The sequence below is a fragment of the Caldalkalibacillus uzonensis genome (assembly GCF_030814135.1).
Taxonomy (GTDB): Bacteria; Bacillota; Bacilli; order Caldalkalibacillales; family Caldalkalibacillaceae; genus Caldalkalibacillus; species Caldalkalibacillus uzonensis.
This window is the reverse complement of sequence record NZ_JAUSUQ010000007.1, coordinates 141,298-157,048: the sequence shown is the minus strand read 5'-3', so window position 1 is coordinate 157,048 and position 15,751 is coordinate 141,298. Positions and strand designations below refer to the sequence as shown.

Here is a 15,751-nt window from a genome sequence, read left to right as displayed (position 1 = left end):
CAAAAGTTCTTATGGGCGTTCTACAATGGTAGCTACCCCTTGGCCGCCGCCAATACACAGTGTGGCCAAGCCCCGTTTTACATGTCTGCGTTTCATTTCAAACAAGAGGGTGACCAAAATGCGCGCTCCGCTGGCTCCAATCGGGTGGCCCAACGCAATGGCCCCCCCATTCACATTAACGATATCCGGGTTCCAGTCCAGCTCTTTGCCCACGGCCAGAGACTGAGCAGCAAACGCTTCATTGGCTTCAATTAAATCCATGTCTTTAAGCGACAATCCCAGTTTGGCGAGGGCTTTTTGTGTGGCGGGAACAGGACCGATACCCATGATGGACGGGTCAACCCCGGCATGGCCATTGGCCCGGATCACAGCCAGTGGTTCAAGCCCTAATTTCTCTGCTTTGGAAGCAGACATAACCAACACCGCTGCAGCCCCGTCATTGATACCGGAAGCATTGCCGGCCGTCACCGTTCCGTCTTTTTTGAAAGCTGGGCGCAGTTTGGCCAGTGATTCTGCCGTCACGCCCGCTCTGGGAAACTCATCGGTGTCAAATAAGAGGGGAGCCCCTTTTTTCTGTGGGACCTCAACAGGTACAATCTCCTCTTTAAACCGCCCTTCAGCGAGGGCGCGCTCCGCTTTTTGCTGGCTTAATGCAGCAAATTGATCCTGTTCTTCACGGCTGATGTCGTATTTTTCAGCCAAATTTTCAGCGGTAATGCCCATGTGATAGTTGTTCATGGCACAAAGCAAGCCATCTTGCAACATGCTGTCCACCACTTGCTGATCCCCCATGCGGTATCCCTGACGCGCTTTAGGCAGCAAATAAGGGGCTAAGCTCATATTTTCCATTCCCCCGGCTACCACAATATCTGCCTCTCCCAGTTGAATAGCTTGGGCAGCCAAATGCACTGCTTTCAATCCGGAACCACATAGTTTGTTGATCGTCATGGACGGCACATGGTGGGGCAGACCTGCCTGGAGCGCTGCCTGTCTGGCCGGTCCCTGTCCCAGGCCTGCTTGCAACACGTTGCCCATAATCACTTCATCCACCTGATCAGCCGCGACCCCGGCCCTGTTTAACACTTCTTTGATGACCACCGCACCCAATGTGGTCGCCGGAATTTGGCTCAATGCACCTCCAAAATTACCAATCGCTGTCCGGGCAGCACTGACAATCACCACTTCTCTCATTGACCCGAGAACCTCCTTTAAAAAGAGGCACAATTCCTGTTTGGCGAAAGGGAATTGTGCCCGCGGTATATAAAAGCTTATTGCTCAACTGCACCATCGTTCCAAATCAACTGCTTTATGAGATGATAAGCGGCACTTGAAAGGAAGCTGGCCGTTCAGAACGCCTGCCGTAATAATGGAGGATAGCCTCCACAATCCGTTTGGATGCCTGCCCATCTCCGTAAGGATTGGATGCCTTGGCCATTTGTTCATACATCCGGTTGTCTGTTAATAACTGTCGGGTCAGCTGATAGACCTCTTCCTCTTGAGTGCCGGCCAGTTTTAACGTACCTGCTTGCACTCCCTCTGGACGCTCGGTGGTATCCCGCAAAACAAGAACGGGAACGCCAAGGGAAGGAGCCTCTTCCTGAATGCCACCCGAGTCGGTCAAAATGAGATGGGCACGGGCCGCAAAATTATGGAAGTCAAGTACATCCAGCGGCTCAATAAGATGAATGCGGTCATGTCCGCCGAGGATATCCTGAGCTGCTTCCCGAACCGCAGGATTTAAGTGGACCGGGTAGACCACGTGGATGTCCCCCTGCTCAGTAACCAGTCGGCGTACCGCTCTGAAAATGCGCCGCATGGGTTCTCCCAGATTTTCCCTCCGGTGAGCCGTCATCAAAATCATCCGGGAATTCCCCAGCTGTTCCAGAATGGGATGTGTGTAATCGTCCCGTACGGTGGTCTTCAGGGCGTCAATGGCCGTGTTACCGGTAATATAAATACTTTCGGCAGGCTTATGTTCCTGTAACAAGTGTTCAGCTGCCTGCTGGGTTGGAGCAAAATGCAAGTCAGCCAACACACCTGTTAATTGACGGTTCATTTCTTCAGGATAGGGGGAATCTTTGCGGTAAGTCCTGAGACCTGCTTCCACATGTCCAACTGCGATTTGATGGTAAAAAGCAGCCAGGCTGGCCACAAAGGTGGTTGTCGTATCCCCATGAACCAGAATGATGTCAGGTTTGGCCTCTTTAATGACCGCCTCCAAACCTTCCAGAGCCCTTACCGTCACCTGAGTTAACGTTTGGCGGGCTTGCATGATATTGAGATCATAATCAGGGGCGATTTTGAACAGGCGCAACACCTGATCCAGCATTTCCCGATGCTGGGCAGTCACCGTGACCAACGATTCAATCTCTTGCTCATGCTTTTTCAATTCATGAACCAGTGGGGCCATTTTAATCGCTTCAGGGCGTGTCCCAAAAATGGACATCACCTTGATTTTACGCATATGAAGCATCTCCTTTAATATTTAATGCTGCAAGTTATATTTATGATCTGCGGATGTTACTTTGTGCCAAACAGCCGGTCGCCGGCATCGCCCAAGCCGGGGACAATATAGCCTTTCTCATTCAGCTTCTCATCCACACTGGCCACATAAATATCCACATCAGGATGCTCCTCTTGCACCCGCTCAATCCCTTCCGGTGCGGCAATCAAACACATCAGCTTCATATTGGACGCTCCCCGCTTTTTGAGGGAGTGAATGGCCGCCACAGCTGATCCTCCCGTAGCCAGCATAGGGTCAATGACAATAAAATCACGCTCTTCAATGTCACTGGGCAGCTTCACATAGTATTCCACCGGCTCCAACGTGTCAGGATCCCGGTATAAACCCACATGCCCCACTTTGGCTGCGGGAATCAGCTTTAAAATGCCATCCACCATACCCAATCCGGCGCGCAGGATAGGCACCAGCCCGATCTTCTTCCCTGCTAAAAGATACGATTTGCACTTAGCCACCGGAGTCTCTACTTCCACCTCTTGTAAAGGCATGTCCCTCGTAATTTCATAAGCCATCAAGGCAGCCACTTCATCGACCAGTTCCCGAAATTCCTTGGTCCCAGTCTCCTTGTTACGAATATAGGTTAGTTTATGCTGAATCAAGGGATGATCGAAAACATAGACTTTACTCATGGCAAACTCCTTCCTACAGCTCCGGATAGAGCGGGAAGCGTTCCGTCAGCTGGCGGACGCGCGCTCTGGCTTCCTGTTGTTTGCTGTCATCTTCCGGATGTTTCAGCGCCAAAGCCATAATATCTGCAATCTCTTCCATTGCTTTCGTATCAAACCCTCTGGATGTGACCGCTGCCGTGCCAATGCGAATGCCGCTGGTGACAAATGGGCTTTCAGGGTCAAACGGAATGGTGTTCTTGTTGCAGGTAATGCCCACTTCATCCAACAGGTGCTCTGCCTGTTTACCGGTCAGGTTTAAATTGCGCACATCAATCAAAATCAGATGGTTGTCCGTTCCGCCGGAAACGAGCGTAAACCCGCGGTCGGTCAGGCTTTGAGCCAACTGCTTGGCATTATCGATAATGGCTTGGGAATAGGCTTTAAATTCCGGACTGAGAGCTTCTTTAAAGGCAACTGCTTTGGCGGCAATGATGTGCATCAGCGGGCCGCCCTGCATGCCCGGAAAGACGGCTTTATCAATCTGTTTGGCGTATTCAGCTTTACACAAAATCAAACCGCCGCGGGGGCCACGCAATGTTTTGTGGGTGGTAGAAGTGACAAAGTCCGCATAAGGTACCGGTGAAGGGTGATGACCTGTCGCCACAAGGCCTGCGATGTGAGCCATATCCACCATCAGCAAGGCACCCACTTCATCAGCGATCTCCTTCAAGCGGGCAAAATCGATCACCCGTGGATAGGCGCTGGCGCCAGCGACAATCAACTTGGGCTTATGTTCTTTGGCCTTGTTTAAAACATCATCATAGTCAATCCGGTGCGTGTCCGGGTCTACTCCGTAGTCAACAAAATTGTACAGGGTGCCGGAGAAGTTGACAGGGCTGCCGTGGGTCAAATGTCCCCCGTGGGACAGATTCATCCCCAGCACGGTATCACCCGGTTTTAGAACTGTAAAGTAGACAGCCATGTTGGCCTGGGCCCCGGAATGGGGCTGGACGTTGGCATGGTCGGCACCAAATAATTTTTTCACCCGTTCCCGTGCCAGCTCTTCAGCCACATCCACATGTTCGCAACCACCATAATAGCGGCGGCCTGGGTAACCTTCGGCATATTTATTGGTCAGCACACTGCCCATGGCTTCCAAAACCGCCCGGCTGACAAAGTTTTCAGAGGCAATCAGCTCAATTTTGCTGCGCTGACGGCCCAATTCTGCTTGAATGGCTTCGTAAATTTCCGGATCTTGCTTATGTAAAATATCCATCGTTTCGCTTCCCCCTTTAGGCTGTCCTGTTCTCGATTGGTCAGTTTTCTCATTTCTAACTACTATAACAGATCGTCAGCGTAAATCAATTCTTTTTCTCCAATTCGTAGATGGCCCGTGATCCTCCGATCAGCTTGGGCCGTGTTTTGGCCATCGTAACATGAGCCTTCCCTACTTGCTTAAGCGTGCCTCTGACTGGGACAGCCACATGTTTGAGATGCATACCGATCAAGGTATCGCCAATGTCGATACCGGCATGGGCTTGAATATGTTCCACCATGACTGGATCAGCCAGTTGGCGGTAGGCATAGGCGGCCATGGCGCCCCCGGCCTTGGGTGCAGGGATGACGGTCACTTCTTCCAACTGAAAGATATCAGCCGTACGCTTTTCCACGACCAGGGCCCTGTTTAGATGTTCACAGCATTGGTAAGCGATGTGAAAACCGTGTTTCTGCCGCACATCTTCAACAGCACGGAAAATAGCTTCCGCCACATCATCACTTCCGTGGGTGCCGATTTTCTCCCCTAGCACTTCACTGGTGCTGACCCCAAGTACGAGAATCTGCTTGGTGCCCAGGGGATATTGGTCCAGGAGATCCTGCAGCACTTGTCTGGTTTGGTCATAGATGGAGGTTAACTTCATGTTGCCTCCGTCTCCTTTTCCAGCACATTTATTTTATCAATACGGCGGGCATGGCGCCCTCCTTCAAATTCCGTCTCCAGCCATACTTTAACAATTTCTTTCGCTAAGCCAGGGCCAATCACCCGTTCACCCATGGCCAATATATTGCTGTCGTTATGCAAGCGGGTCATTTTGGCACTGAACGTATCGTGGGCCAAAGCACAGCGAATCCCCCTGATCTTGTTGGCCGTAATAGACATACCGATCCCTGTCCCGCAAATCAAAATACCCCGCTCAAACTCACCGCCGGCCACTTTCTGGGCCACAGGGCCGGCATAATCGGGATAATCTACCGAATCGGCACAGTGGCAACCAAAATCCTCAACTTCATGTCCCATTTCAGTGAGCATGCTTTTAATCTCTTCTTTTAATCGGTAACCTCCGTGATCAGAACCAATGGCAATTTTCACGGTTTCCCCCTCCTTTCTCGACACATATGCGCTTTTGGCGGTGATCAAAAAGGCTTCTTAATTATTATACCCGATTATACCCGTTAAAGCGTAAAGCGGCTAATTTTCTCATGCAATGTTTTCGCCTCTCGTTCCAGTACCTCTGCGGAAGCAGCAATTTCTTCCATGACTGCTGTCTGCTGCTCAACTGAAGCTGCCACTTCTTGAGCACCAGCCGAAGTTTGCTCTGAAACGGCAGCGACCCCCTGTGCTTCAGCCAACGTTCGTTTCATCGCTTCCGTTTGTTCACCTGCCAAACGGGTGATGTGGGCAATTGATTCTACCACCTTATGAATAGAACGGCTGATGGCCTCTAAAGCCTGATTGGCTTCCTGCCCTTTGGCTGATTCCGATTCTGCCGCGTGCACTTGAGCTTCAATGTGACTGACAACCTGCTCTACACCCTGGTGAATATGGTTAATCAGCTTAGTAATGCGCCCCACTGCCTGGCGGCTTTCATCAGCCAGTTCACGCACTTCCTGAGCCACAACAGCAAATCCCCGCCCGTGTTCTCCAGCCCGGGCTGCTTCAATAGAGGCATTGAGAGCCAGCAAATTAGTCTGTTCGGCAATATCTCCTACCATGTCTGTAATTTCATTAATCTCTTTGGCTTGCTCCTTCAAGCGGGAAACCACTTGCAGCGATTCCTGATTAACTGCCGCAAGACTGCCCATCCCTTCAATTAAAGAGTGGACCACTTCACCACTGTGATTCAATTCGCTGACCATGTCCTCTGCCAGCCGCTTCGATTCCTCAGCATAGCGATCCACTTCCTCAGCCATGGCGGTCACTGACTCCACTGCTTCCACTGTGGCCTGCACGCTGGAAGCCGACCGTTCTGCTCCGGAGGCAATTTCTTCGATGGTGCGGCTGATCGCTTCTGCCTGTTCGGCTGCTGAATCTGATGCTTGGGACAACTCTTGGACTTGCCGGTTGGTCTCTTTAAAATGATTGGAAATGTCCCCTACCATCCCTTGCAATTGGTGAACCATCTGATTGAAGGCTTGTCCTAACGCTTTAATTTCATCATCAGAGCGGTATCCTTCAAACTTGACTCTCAAATCACCGGTTGCAGCCGTGTGCATGGACTGGGCCAAGCGCTGAATGGGACGGGTAATACGCCTCGCTGCAAAATAACCCAGAATGCCCGACCAGATCACTCCCAGGCCAAAGGTAATCAGCGTAAACGAGAGACCTGTCATCCAGGGCACATAGTCACTGACTACAAAAATGAAAAAGGCACTGCACCCATAAGTAATCAGGGCCAGCACAACAATCCCTGATACCATCTTTTTTTGCAAACTGAACGTGTAACGCTGTTTCGCTTGTTCTGCTTTCATCACGGCACTCCTCCTTAACACCAAAAGGGACTCTTTTCCTATTTCTTTCTTCACAATGAAGCAGAGTCCCTTCTTGTGACTATTTTAATTTGTGACATTTTGGAGAATATTGCTCAGCCTTTAGCCCTCTTTCTCTACGAAGCGCTCCAGCCATGCTTCAATCTCATGCATGGTGGACTCATAGACTTCCTTGTTTCCGCCAAACGGGTCTGAAATATTGGGATTCTCATGCTTTGGGTCCACATAGGTTTTCAAGGTATATATGACGTCTTTTTTATCTGGAAATTGCTCTTGCAAGTGGTGCATGTGTGCCTCGGTCATGGTGAGTACCAAATCGGCCCACTCCATCAATTCCGGTGTAACCGGCTGAGACTTATGGTCAACAAGAATCCCCTGCTCGTTAAGTAATTGTTTGACATGGTCGGCAGCATCCTGACCAGGAAAAGCAGCCAGACCAGCCGATTTTACCTCATACTTTTCCCCTGCTTTGTGACGCAGCAAATACTCCGCCATCGGACTGCGGCAAGTATTTCCCGTACAGACAAATAAAATATGTTTCAAAGATCATCCCTCCTGTTGTAGTTCTTCTCCTCAGTGTATGTCACTATGCGGGGGCTGCCTCCTATGTATGACGTCTCTGAACAGATCAGAACAGAAATTTAAGACCAAATGTGACTAGAATCATACCCCCCACCGCCTCACTATAATGGCCCATCCAGCCTCCCACATACCGGCCAAGGATTAACCCCAGCCAGGTTAGCACCAAACCGGAAAAGCCGAACAATGGGATAGCTAGCCAAGTGTTAACGTCAAACAGACCTAAAGACAAGCCGACTGAAAAGCTGTCCAAACTAACGCTGACGGAAAACAGAAACAATCCGGTCCCTGTTGTGTTTAGCCATAATGGGGTTGTAGCAGCACTGAACAAGGAAGAATAGACCATATGAAGTCCAAAGCAGATCAGCAGGGTTCCTCCTATAGTGAGCGCCAGATGGCCAATCATGTCCCCGATCATCTGACCCAGGATCATACCGGCCAAAGGCATGGCCATATGCAAAAAGCCGTTGCATAGTCCGATCGCTGCCATTCTTCGCGCACCCATCCGCACTAGTCCCAATCCCAGACACATGGAGAAGGCATCCATCCCCAGTGCAAGCGCCATCAAGCCTAGTGTGATCAGTTCCCCGGTGTTTATGGTGTGGAGCAACTGTCCTCCCCCCTTGTCTCTTTCAACATATGCATGGGGGAAGGAAATAAGTACAAGCCGGGAAGTTTTTATTTGCTTACGAGGCTAACAATAGCTGGTTGCCAGTTGTACAGAGTGCGGTTCCATGGTTCAAGGTTCAAGCATGCGTCCCTGAGCAGCTTTGAGCAAGCGGTTCATAATGGCTTCGCCTACGGCTGCAGTAGGAAAGGATTCAACATATATTCTTTGTATCTGCGCCTGATCCGCCTCTCGCAAGGCGGCATAAATCCGCTGGGCGACCCTCTCCAGCCGGGTCCGGTCACCTAAGGAGATAACCAAATCGGCCACATAAAATCCTTTCCCATCATCGGTGGTCAATACAGCCACAGAATAACCCTGCTCTCTATCCCGGAGGGCACACTCTTGAATGTAGCGGCGCATCGCCTTCACTCCTTTGGCCAGAGAGACAAGAAAGACCTCCCCGTCCGGTGCGTAATGTTTATATTTCAAGCCCGGTGAACGGGGACGAAAAGCTGCGGTGTTGTGAACGGAATCCAGGTGATAGGACAGCGCTGGATCTATCTCTACGCGGCCGACCACTTCCTCCAGCTCACTTTGGGTTACCCCGCCCGGACGCAGCAACAGGGGAACTTCCCCAGTCACATCCACAACGGTAGACTCCAAACCGACCCCCGTTTCTCCCCCGTCCAGCACACCCACAATCCGACCGGACAAATCATGCAACACGTGTTCAGCCCGGGTGGGGCTGGGTTTGCCTGAAAGGTTAGCGCTGGGGGCTGCCAACGGCTTTCCACACGCTTCAATGAGGGCCAGGGCCACCGGATGGGCAGGCATGCGGACTGCCACAGTATCCAGGCCTGCAGTCACACTCTGGCACACTTGACTCCCGCGGGGAAGAACCAGAGTTAATGGACCGGGCCAAAACTTGGCCATCAGCAACCGGGCCTGTGCAGGTATTTCATCCACAACCCCTGCCAGGTTATCCACAGCTGAGATATGAACAATTAATGGGTTGTCTGCCGGGCGTCCTTTGGCCGTAAAGATTTTCTGCACAGCCTTGTCAGACAAGGCATTGGCACCTAACCCGTAAACGGTTTCGGTGGGGAAAGCAACCGGTTCATCCCGGTTGATCCAGCTGGCTGCTTGCTGAACATGTGGATGGCTAATCAAGTTATCAACATGTTTATCCACAACATTGTGGATATGCCAATGTTTTGTCTGCCATTTGTGTTCCATCACCTGCTAAAACTCCTTTATGGACACCTTGATGTCTCGTCCCAAAACTTATTAACTTATTATACATATTATACCCTTTACGGGGTTTGCCCCGCACGCACATTTTTGTCTACAGCAAAGCCGGTGTTTTCCTATGATGCCCTGACAGGCAAATTTATTGGAAAACACCGGCTCAAAGTGCGGCTAAGTTTTTAAACAAACAAGTTTTTTACTTTATCAAACAGATCCACCAGGAAGAAACGAACCTCAACCTCTTGCTGGGCCAGATCATTTTCCTCGGTGAGCAGTAAATCTGATTCTTGCTCGGTGCTGTCAAATAAGGACTGCTCGCTCTCTGTTGGCTGCTCATCTCCCTCTTGGTCCATTTCCAGTACATCTCCGGTCCCGAAGTCGACAAAACAGAGAGGTGGAAAGAGCACACACCACCAGTTTTCTCCCTGCCCGGCACCAATGGTGATCAATACGCCTTCGTATTTTCCAGCCGGATACAGACGGCTGCCGTACAACTTGGTCGGGAACGGAATCTCTCCGTAGCTGACACTGAATGTATAGTTAAAACCACGGGACTGAATCGTTTGGCCGACCACCCGTTCCAGTTCAGCCAGAGAACCGGCGATCACTTCGCGGGCATCGTCAATGTCATCCATCCCGTTCACCCAAGTTGTGATCAGTTCAACCACTTCATTGCGCACTTCCTCTTTCAGCCACTGGTCATGCGGGCTATCACTATTGGCCAAAATACGCAGGCGGAGGGACTCTTCCGGAATCTCTGTCGTCATCACCAGGGAAGAGGCTGTCACCCGCTGGTACTCCCAGCTCATCACGACAATCATTAAACCGGTCAACACATAGGCACAGACCCGTTGAAAATGCTTATTCATCCTTGTTTCCCCTCTCCAAGTCGTCCATTTTTGTTCCGTTAGTCTCAGCTTGGACCAACTGGCTGAAAGTTAAACCTTGGAGAAGGGATGTTTTGACCGACAAAACTCGTCACCTTTCTATAAGGGCGACAACGATCCGCTCGATACCTTGTAAGTCCGGCTTGATCAAGCACCGGGCCTGTGGATAAGCGGTGCGGATGATGGCCGCCACCTGCTCGGCCTGCCCCTGACCCACTTCAAAGGCCAATACACCTGGCCTGTTCAATACAGACAGCGACTGCCGGACAATCTGCTGGTAACTATACAGTCCGTCATTCTCTGCAAAAAGGGCCAAATGGGGTTCATAGTCCACGACTGCCGAATCCAGCGTATGCCGCTCATCCGGGGGCACATAAGGAGGATTAGAGACGATCAGATCCACCCTTTGCCCGGCTTCGGCCAAGGCTTGCAGCCAATCACTGTGGATAAAAGTGACTTTGGCTTGCATGCGTTTGGCATTAGTTTGGGCCACCCGGAGGGCAGCCGTGGAAATATCAACGGCTAGTATCACCGGTTCGAGTCCTTGCTGTTCTCTATCTGACAGGTATCTATCTTCATTCTCAACTTCCTGGCTGCAAACAGCCGCCCCCATCTCCAGAGCCAGGGTAATGGCGATGGCCCCGCTTCCGGTCCCCACATCGACAACTTTAAGCGGATGGCTCGCCGCTTGACACAGTTTTAACACTTCTTCAACCAACAGTTCCGTTTCCGGTCGGGGAATCAGTACATCCCGGTTGACAAGAAACTCACGTCCGTAAAATTCGGCTGTACCCAGTACATATTGATAAGGTTCACCCTCTAAAATGCGCTTGATGCGCTCGCCAAAGGAACGCCTTTGGGTCTCAGTCAGGGGATGATCCAGCATGTTTAAAAAAGAGGCCCTGTCTACATCCAGCACGTGCATCAGTACCCATTCTGCCACTTTGGGGTTTAGCACCTGCTGCAGTAATAAAGAAGAAGCCCAAACCAGGGCTTCTCGGCATGTACAAACAGAACCAGGCGTGTTCATCAGGCTTCCTGACGCTCCAAAAGGGCCGATTGTTCCTGCACAATCAGCGCATCAATAATATCATCCAGCTCTCCGTTCAACACCTGATCCAGCTTGTGCAGCGAGAGCCCGATACGATGATCAGTCACCCTGCTTTGGGGGAAGTTATACGTCCGGATTCGCTCACTGCGGTCCCCTGTGCCCACAGCAGACTTGCGGATGCTGGCATATTCGCTCTGGGCCTCTTGCATATATTTGTCATAGACACGGGCACGTAAAATTTTCATAGCCTTGTCTTTGTTTTTATGCTGTGATTTCTCATCTTGGCAAGACACAACGATACCGGTGGGAATGTGGGTGATCCGCACGGCTGATTGGGTGGTGTTCACGCTTTGCCCACCGGGGCCACTGGAGCAGAACACATCCACACGGATATCTTTTTCGTCAATCTGCACATCGATTTCCTCCGCCTCAGGCAAGACAGCAACCGTCGCTGTGGAGGTATGAATACGTCCGCCGGACTCAGTTACGGGGACGCGCTGCACCCGATGGGCTCCGCTTTCATATTTCAGGCGGCTATAAGCCCCCTTACCTTTAATGGTAAAAATAATCTCTTTATACCCGCCTACATCATTGGGGTGGGCTTCGATCACTTCAATTTTCCACCCTTGATCTTCCGCATAGCGGGTGTACATTTTGAATAAATCCCCGGCAAACAAGGCCGCTTCATCACCGCCCGCTGCCCCGCGGATTTCCACAATCACGTTCTTCTCGTCGTTAGGATCTTTGGGCAGCAAGAGGATTTTCAGCTTCTCTTCCAAGGCTTCTTTTTTCTCACTCAGTTCAGCAATCTCCTCTTTGACCATCTCCCGCAGTTCGTCATCCAGTTTTTCTTCCAGCATGGATTTGGCATCTTTCAATTGCTGAACCGCATCTTTATACTCACGGTAGCAGGAAACCGTTTCCTCCAGTTCAGACTGCTCTTTGGAGTAATCCCGCAGTTTTTTGGGATCACTGGCCACAGCAGGATCTGACAACAGACGGTTCAATTCCTCGTAACGATCTTCCAATGCTTGTAAGCGGTCAAACATGAAGCCTTCACTCCTTTCACTTCATGGCAGTGGCGGCAACGGGGTTCATAGCTTTCCTTGGCTCCAATCAATATGACTGGGTCGTTCACATGGGCCGGTTCTCCGTTGATCAGGCGTTGAGTCCGGCTGGCCGGTGCTCCGCAGCAAGCACAAACGGCTTGCAATTTGGTGACATATTCGGCACAGGCCAACAGCTGCGGCGTGGGGCCGAAGGGTTGTCCACGAAAGTCCTGATCCAGCCCGGCGCAAATCACCCGTTTGCCCTTGTTGGCCAAGTACTGGGCCACTTCTACCACAGCTTCATCAAAAAACTGAACTTCATCAATGGCCACGCATTCTGTTTTTTCCTGCACCTGATCCACAATGTGGCTGGCCTGTTCCACAGGAATAGCAGAGAGAGAGGTGCCGTTATGGGAGACAACAGCTACCTCACTGTAACGGTTATCTAGCACAGGTTTAAAAACCTGTGTGTGTTGTTTGGCGTAACGGGCCAGGCGCACCCGCCGGATTAATTCTTCGCTCTTGCCTGAAAACATGCTGCCGCAAATCACTTCAATCCATCCGTTGTGCTTTACCACATGCATCAATGACAGCGCCCCCAACATCAGTAATAAGGATCATCAGGCCACATATGTAGCAAAAAACAGGCAAGCGTCCTTGCCTGTTTTGTCCAACGCAACATATGATTGTCGTCCGTTTATTGCAGGTTGTATTTTCTTTTGAAACGGTCCACACGTCCGCCTGCATCGACGAATTTTTGTTTTCCGGTAAAGAACGGGTGACAGTTGGAGCAGATCTCCACGCGCAGCACTTCGGCTTTAGTGGAACCCGTTTCAAACTCATTTCCACACTGGCAAACCACTTTGGTGACGTGATAGTTAGGGTGAATGCCTTGTTTCATCTTCTTTCACTCCTTTTTGCCCTGAATCAACACGAAACAGAGTTCTTTCAAAACATATTATATTATAGCATGGTTCAACTCTCCTTGGCAACAGGGCAAGAGGAGCAAGGGATTATGGAAGATAGTGGATCGGGTTGAGGGGCTTATTGTTCAATCGTACTTCAAAGTGGAGATGGTATCCGGTGGCGTTCCCTGACATGCCTTGGTAACCCAGCACCTCCCCCTCGGCAATGGACTGCCCTTGACTGACGGCAATCTGGCTGAGGTGGGCATAATAGGTTTCTACTCCCCCACCATGGTCAACGATCACCAAATAACCGTAACCCCCGTGGTAATTCGCTTGCTTGACCACTCCTTCGCGAGCTGCTTGCACCGCCGCATTTCTTTCCGGGTTGGCAATATCCACTCCATTGTGCATTCTCCCCCATCTCATGCCAAACGGACTGGTAATTGTTCCTTTTATTGGCCAGGAGAAAAAGCCGATGTCACTTGCTGAGGCAGATGTGGCCTGTGCCGATGCCGTAGTGTTTTCTGCGGTCGCGGTCTCTTTTTGCTCTTGTTCCTGTGAAGGGCGGTTCTGGGAGCGGCTGGCCACGGTAACAGGTGCTTTCTGCTGGCGGGGCGAGAGCACAGGCTGGGGAACAGGTTCCGGCGGGGGAGATGTAGGAATATTGATGGCCTGGCCGGGAAAAACAGTCCGGTTATTGAGACGCAGCTGGGCATTATGAGCCAGCAATTTCTCCATACTGACCCCATGTGCCTCAGCAATGGTCTCCAGGGTGTCGCCATGCCGTACCACGTATTCAACTTCTTTCAGGCGGATCTTTAATTCTTGCCCCTCACGGATAAAGTGAGTGTTGGTAATGCCGTTCTGTACCGCTATTTCCCGCACAGGAATATCAAACCGGTGAGCTATTTCCGACAAGGTGTCTCCTGCCTGAACCGTATAGGTGATATACTCCTCCATCTCCTCATCTTTCACGTCAAGCTGAAGACGATTGAGAGGATTGGTATAGTGGCGCAGTGCATTTTCGATCCACTCTGCTTCCAGCTCCTCCAAATCTTCATCCAGAAAGCCGCCGTCTTTGATCTCAGCGGCTTCCGCATCCATCGCTGAGAGAGCAGTTCCCCCTGTTAAGACCAGGGTTGTGGCCACCACTTTTTTCACTGAGCCCACACAATGTCCCTCCTTCAGACAGCTTGATGACAGCATTATTTACAATCCTATGCTGCTGAAGGGAAAAATATCACCACTTAAGCTGAAGAAGAGGATTTAGATTCAAATAAGGCCATAAACTCCAAATTGGACTTGGTTGCCTTTAATTTACGGATAAATTGCTCTGTAAAATCCGGGGTTTCATTCATGGTTTTGCGGATGTTCCACAATTTCTCCAAATCATCGGGGTCAAGCAGCAATTCTTCCCGGCGCGTCCCTGAACGGCGGATGTCAATGGCCGGATAAATGCGCCGTTCGGCCAGACGACGGTCCAGATGCAGTTCCATATTACCGGTCCCTTTAAATTCTTCATAAATCACATCATCCATGCGCGAACCGGTGTCAATCAGGGCCGTAGCCAGAATGGTCAGGCTGCCCCCCTCTTCAATATTGCGGGCGGCACCAAAAAAGCGTTTGGGGCGGTGGAAAGCAGCCGGGTCAATCCCGCCGGATAAGGTGCGTCCGCTGGGTGGAATCACCAGGTTGTAAGCCCGGGCCAAGCGGGTGATGCTGTCCAGCAGAATGACCACATCTTTTTTGTGTTCCACCAAGCGCATGGCCCGTTCCAAGACCAGTTCCGCGACACGAATATGATTTTCGGGCACCTCATCAAAGGTGGAACTGACCACTTCCCCTTTGACAGAGCGCTGCATATCCGTTACTTCTTCGGGGCGCTCATCGATTAATAGCACAATGAGATCGATTTCAGGATGATTGGTGGTAATGCTGTTGGCAATCTCTTTTAACAGCATCGTTTTTCCAGCTTTGGGGGGCGCCACGATCAATCCCCGCTGTCCCAAACCAACCGGCGCAATCAGGTCAATAATACGGGGGGCAAGCTTGTCCGGACTGCTCTCCAGAACCAGCTTTTGATCGGGGTAGACAGGGGTAAGTCCGGGGAAATGAACCCGTTCTTTGGCCAATTCAGGATCCTGTCCGTTGACCGCATCCACATGCAACAGACCGAAATAGCGCTCATTTTCCTTGGGTGGTCTCACTTTTCCAGATACTTTGTCCCCGTTTCTCAACTCAAAGCGACGGATTTGGGAAGCAGAAATATAAATATCTTCTGAGGAAGGTGCATAGTTAATGGGCCGCAAGAAACCGTAACCCTCACTCAAAATTTCCAGGATCCCTTCCATGAACAGATAGCCGTCTTTTTCAGCCTGAGCTTTGAGAATGGCAAAAATCAACTCTTTCTTTTTCAGTTGTGAATAATAAGAGATTTTGTACTCCCTGGCCAGTTTATACAGGTCACTTAATTTTTTTTCCTCCAAGCTGGCTAACTCCAGATGTGTTGTCATCGTTTTCTCCCA

At 50.8% G+C, this 15,751-nt stretch carries 17 protein-coding genes; all 17 read right to left on the bottom strand.

Annotated features, from left to right (window positions below; translation table 11 throughout):
* Nucleotides 1-9: 9 nt before the first annotated feature.
* Nucleotides 10-1,191: an acetyl-CoA C-acetyltransferase gene (locus J2S00_RS10780; RefSeq protein WP_307339313.1), complete on the bottom strand. Its 1,182-nt coding sequence runs from the start codon at nucleotides 1,189-1,191 to the stop codon at nucleotides 10-12.
* A gap of 115 nt (nucleotides 1,192-1,306) precedes the next feature.
* On the bottom strand, nucleotides 1,307-2,464 hold the full coding sequence (gene wecB / locus J2S00_RS10775; protein WP_307339310.1) for a non-hydrolyzing UDP-N-acetylglucosamine 2-epimerase: 1,158 nt from the start codon (nucleotides 2,462-2,464) through the stop codon (nucleotides 1,307-1,309).
* A 56-nt stretch (nucleotides 2,465-2,520) separates the two neighbouring features.
* Nucleotides 2,521-3,150: a uracil phosphoribosyltransferase gene (upp, locus tag J2S00_RS10770; protein ID WP_307339308.1), complete on the bottom strand. Its 630-nt coding sequence runs from the start codon at nucleotides 3,148-3,150 to the stop codon at nucleotides 2,521-2,523.
* A 13-nt stretch (nucleotides 3,151-3,163) separates the two neighbouring features.
* Nucleotides 3,164-4,405: a serine hydroxymethyltransferase gene (gene glyA, locus J2S00_RS10765; protein ID WP_307339306.1), complete on the bottom strand. Its 1,242-nt coding sequence runs from the start codon at nucleotides 4,403-4,405 to the stop codon at nucleotides 3,164-3,166.
* Nucleotides 4,406-4,490: 85 nt separating this feature from the next.
* Complete coding sequence (locus J2S00_RS10760) at nucleotides 4,491-5,048, bottom strand: TIGR01440 family protein (RefSeq protein WP_307339305.1); 558 nt, start codon at nucleotides 5,046-5,048, stop codon at nucleotides 4,491-4,493.
* Nucleotides 5,045-5,497 (bottom strand): ribose 5-phosphate isomerase B, encoded by a 453-nt coding sequence (gene rpiB / locus J2S00_RS10755; protein WP_307339304.1) that lies wholly within the window; start codon nucleotides 5,495-5,497, stop codon nucleotides 5,045-5,047. The genes J2S00_RS10760 and rpiB overlap by 4 nt, the downstream gene beginning before the upstream one ends.
* A gap of 83 nt (nucleotides 5,498-5,580) precedes the next feature.
* Nucleotides 5,581-6,876 carry a methyl-accepting chemotaxis protein gene (locus J2S00_RS10750; RefSeq protein ID WP_307339301.1) on the bottom strand — a complete coding sequence of 432 codons (1,296 nt, stop codon included), beginning with the start codon at nucleotides 6,874-6,876 and terminating at the stop codon, nucleotides 5,581-5,583.
* 120 nt (nucleotides 6,877-6,996) lie between these two features.
* The gene (locus J2S00_RS10745) at nucleotides 6,997-7,437 is read right to left on the bottom strand and encodes a low molecular weight protein arginine phosphatase (protein WP_307339300.1); all 441 of its coding nucleotides are present in this window, start codon (nucleotides 7,435-7,437) and stop codon (nucleotides 6,997-6,999) included.
* Between the two features lie 85 nt (nucleotides 7,438-7,522).
* The gene (locus J2S00_RS10740) at nucleotides 7,523-8,038 is read right to left on the bottom strand and encodes a manganese efflux pump MntP (RefSeq protein ID WP_307339486.1); all 516 of its coding nucleotides are present in this window, start codon (nucleotides 8,036-8,038) and stop codon (nucleotides 7,523-7,525) included.
* 174 nt (nucleotides 8,039-8,212) lie between these two features.
* A complete protein-coding gene (locus J2S00_RS10735) occupies nucleotides 8,213-9,319 on the bottom strand; it encodes an L-threonylcarbamoyladenylate synthase (RefSeq protein WP_307339483.1) in 1,107 nt (368 codons plus the stop codon).
* A gap of 191 nt (nucleotides 9,320-9,510) precedes the next feature.
* Nucleotides 9,511-10,200: a stage II sporulation protein R gene (spoIIR, locus tag J2S00_RS10730; protein WP_307339298.1), complete on the bottom strand. Its 690-nt coding sequence runs from the start codon at nucleotides 10,198-10,200 to the stop codon at nucleotides 9,511-9,513.
* A gap of 109 nt (nucleotides 10,201-10,309) precedes the next feature.
* Nucleotides 10,310-11,248 carry a peptide chain release factor N(5)-glutamine methyltransferase gene (prmC, locus tag J2S00_RS10725; RefSeq protein ID WP_307339295.1) on the bottom strand — a complete coding sequence of 313 codons (939 nt, stop codon included), beginning with the start codon at nucleotides 11,246-11,248 and terminating at the stop codon, nucleotides 10,310-10,312.
* Nucleotides 11,248-12,318, bottom strand: a complete 1,071-nt coding sequence (gene prfA / locus J2S00_RS10720) for a peptide chain release factor 1 (RefSeq protein WP_307339293.1) — start codon at nucleotides 12,316-12,318, stop codon at nucleotides 11,248-11,250. Before prfA ends, prmC begins: the two co-directional genes overlap by 1 nt.
* Nucleotides 12,273-12,902, bottom strand: coding sequence for a thymidine kinase (locus J2S00_RS10715; RefSeq protein ID WP_307339481.1), 630 nt, complete (start codon nucleotides 12,900-12,902; stop codon nucleotides 12,273-12,275). Before J2S00_RS10715 ends, prfA begins: the two co-directional genes overlap by 46 nt.
* Before the next feature lie 113 nt (nucleotides 12,903-13,015).
* Nucleotides 13,016-13,219 carry a 50S ribosomal protein L31 gene (gene rpmE, locus J2S00_RS10710; RefSeq protein WP_307339290.1) on the bottom strand — a complete coding sequence of 68 codons (204 nt, stop codon included), beginning with the start codon at nucleotides 13,217-13,219 and terminating at the stop codon, nucleotides 13,016-13,018.
* 112 nt (nucleotides 13,220-13,331) lie between these two features.
* A complete protein-coding gene (locus J2S00_RS10705) occupies nucleotides 13,332-14,396 on the bottom strand; it encodes a M23 family metallopeptidase (RefSeq protein WP_307339288.1) in 1,065 nt (354 codons plus the stop codon).
* Nucleotides 14,397-14,473: 77 nt separating this feature from the next.
* Nucleotides 14,474-15,739, bottom strand: coding sequence for a transcription termination factor Rho (gene rho / locus J2S00_RS10700; protein WP_307339286.1), 1,266 nt, complete (start codon nucleotides 15,737-15,739; stop codon nucleotides 14,474-14,476).
* Between the last annotated feature and the right edge of the window lie 12 nt (nucleotides 15,740-15,751).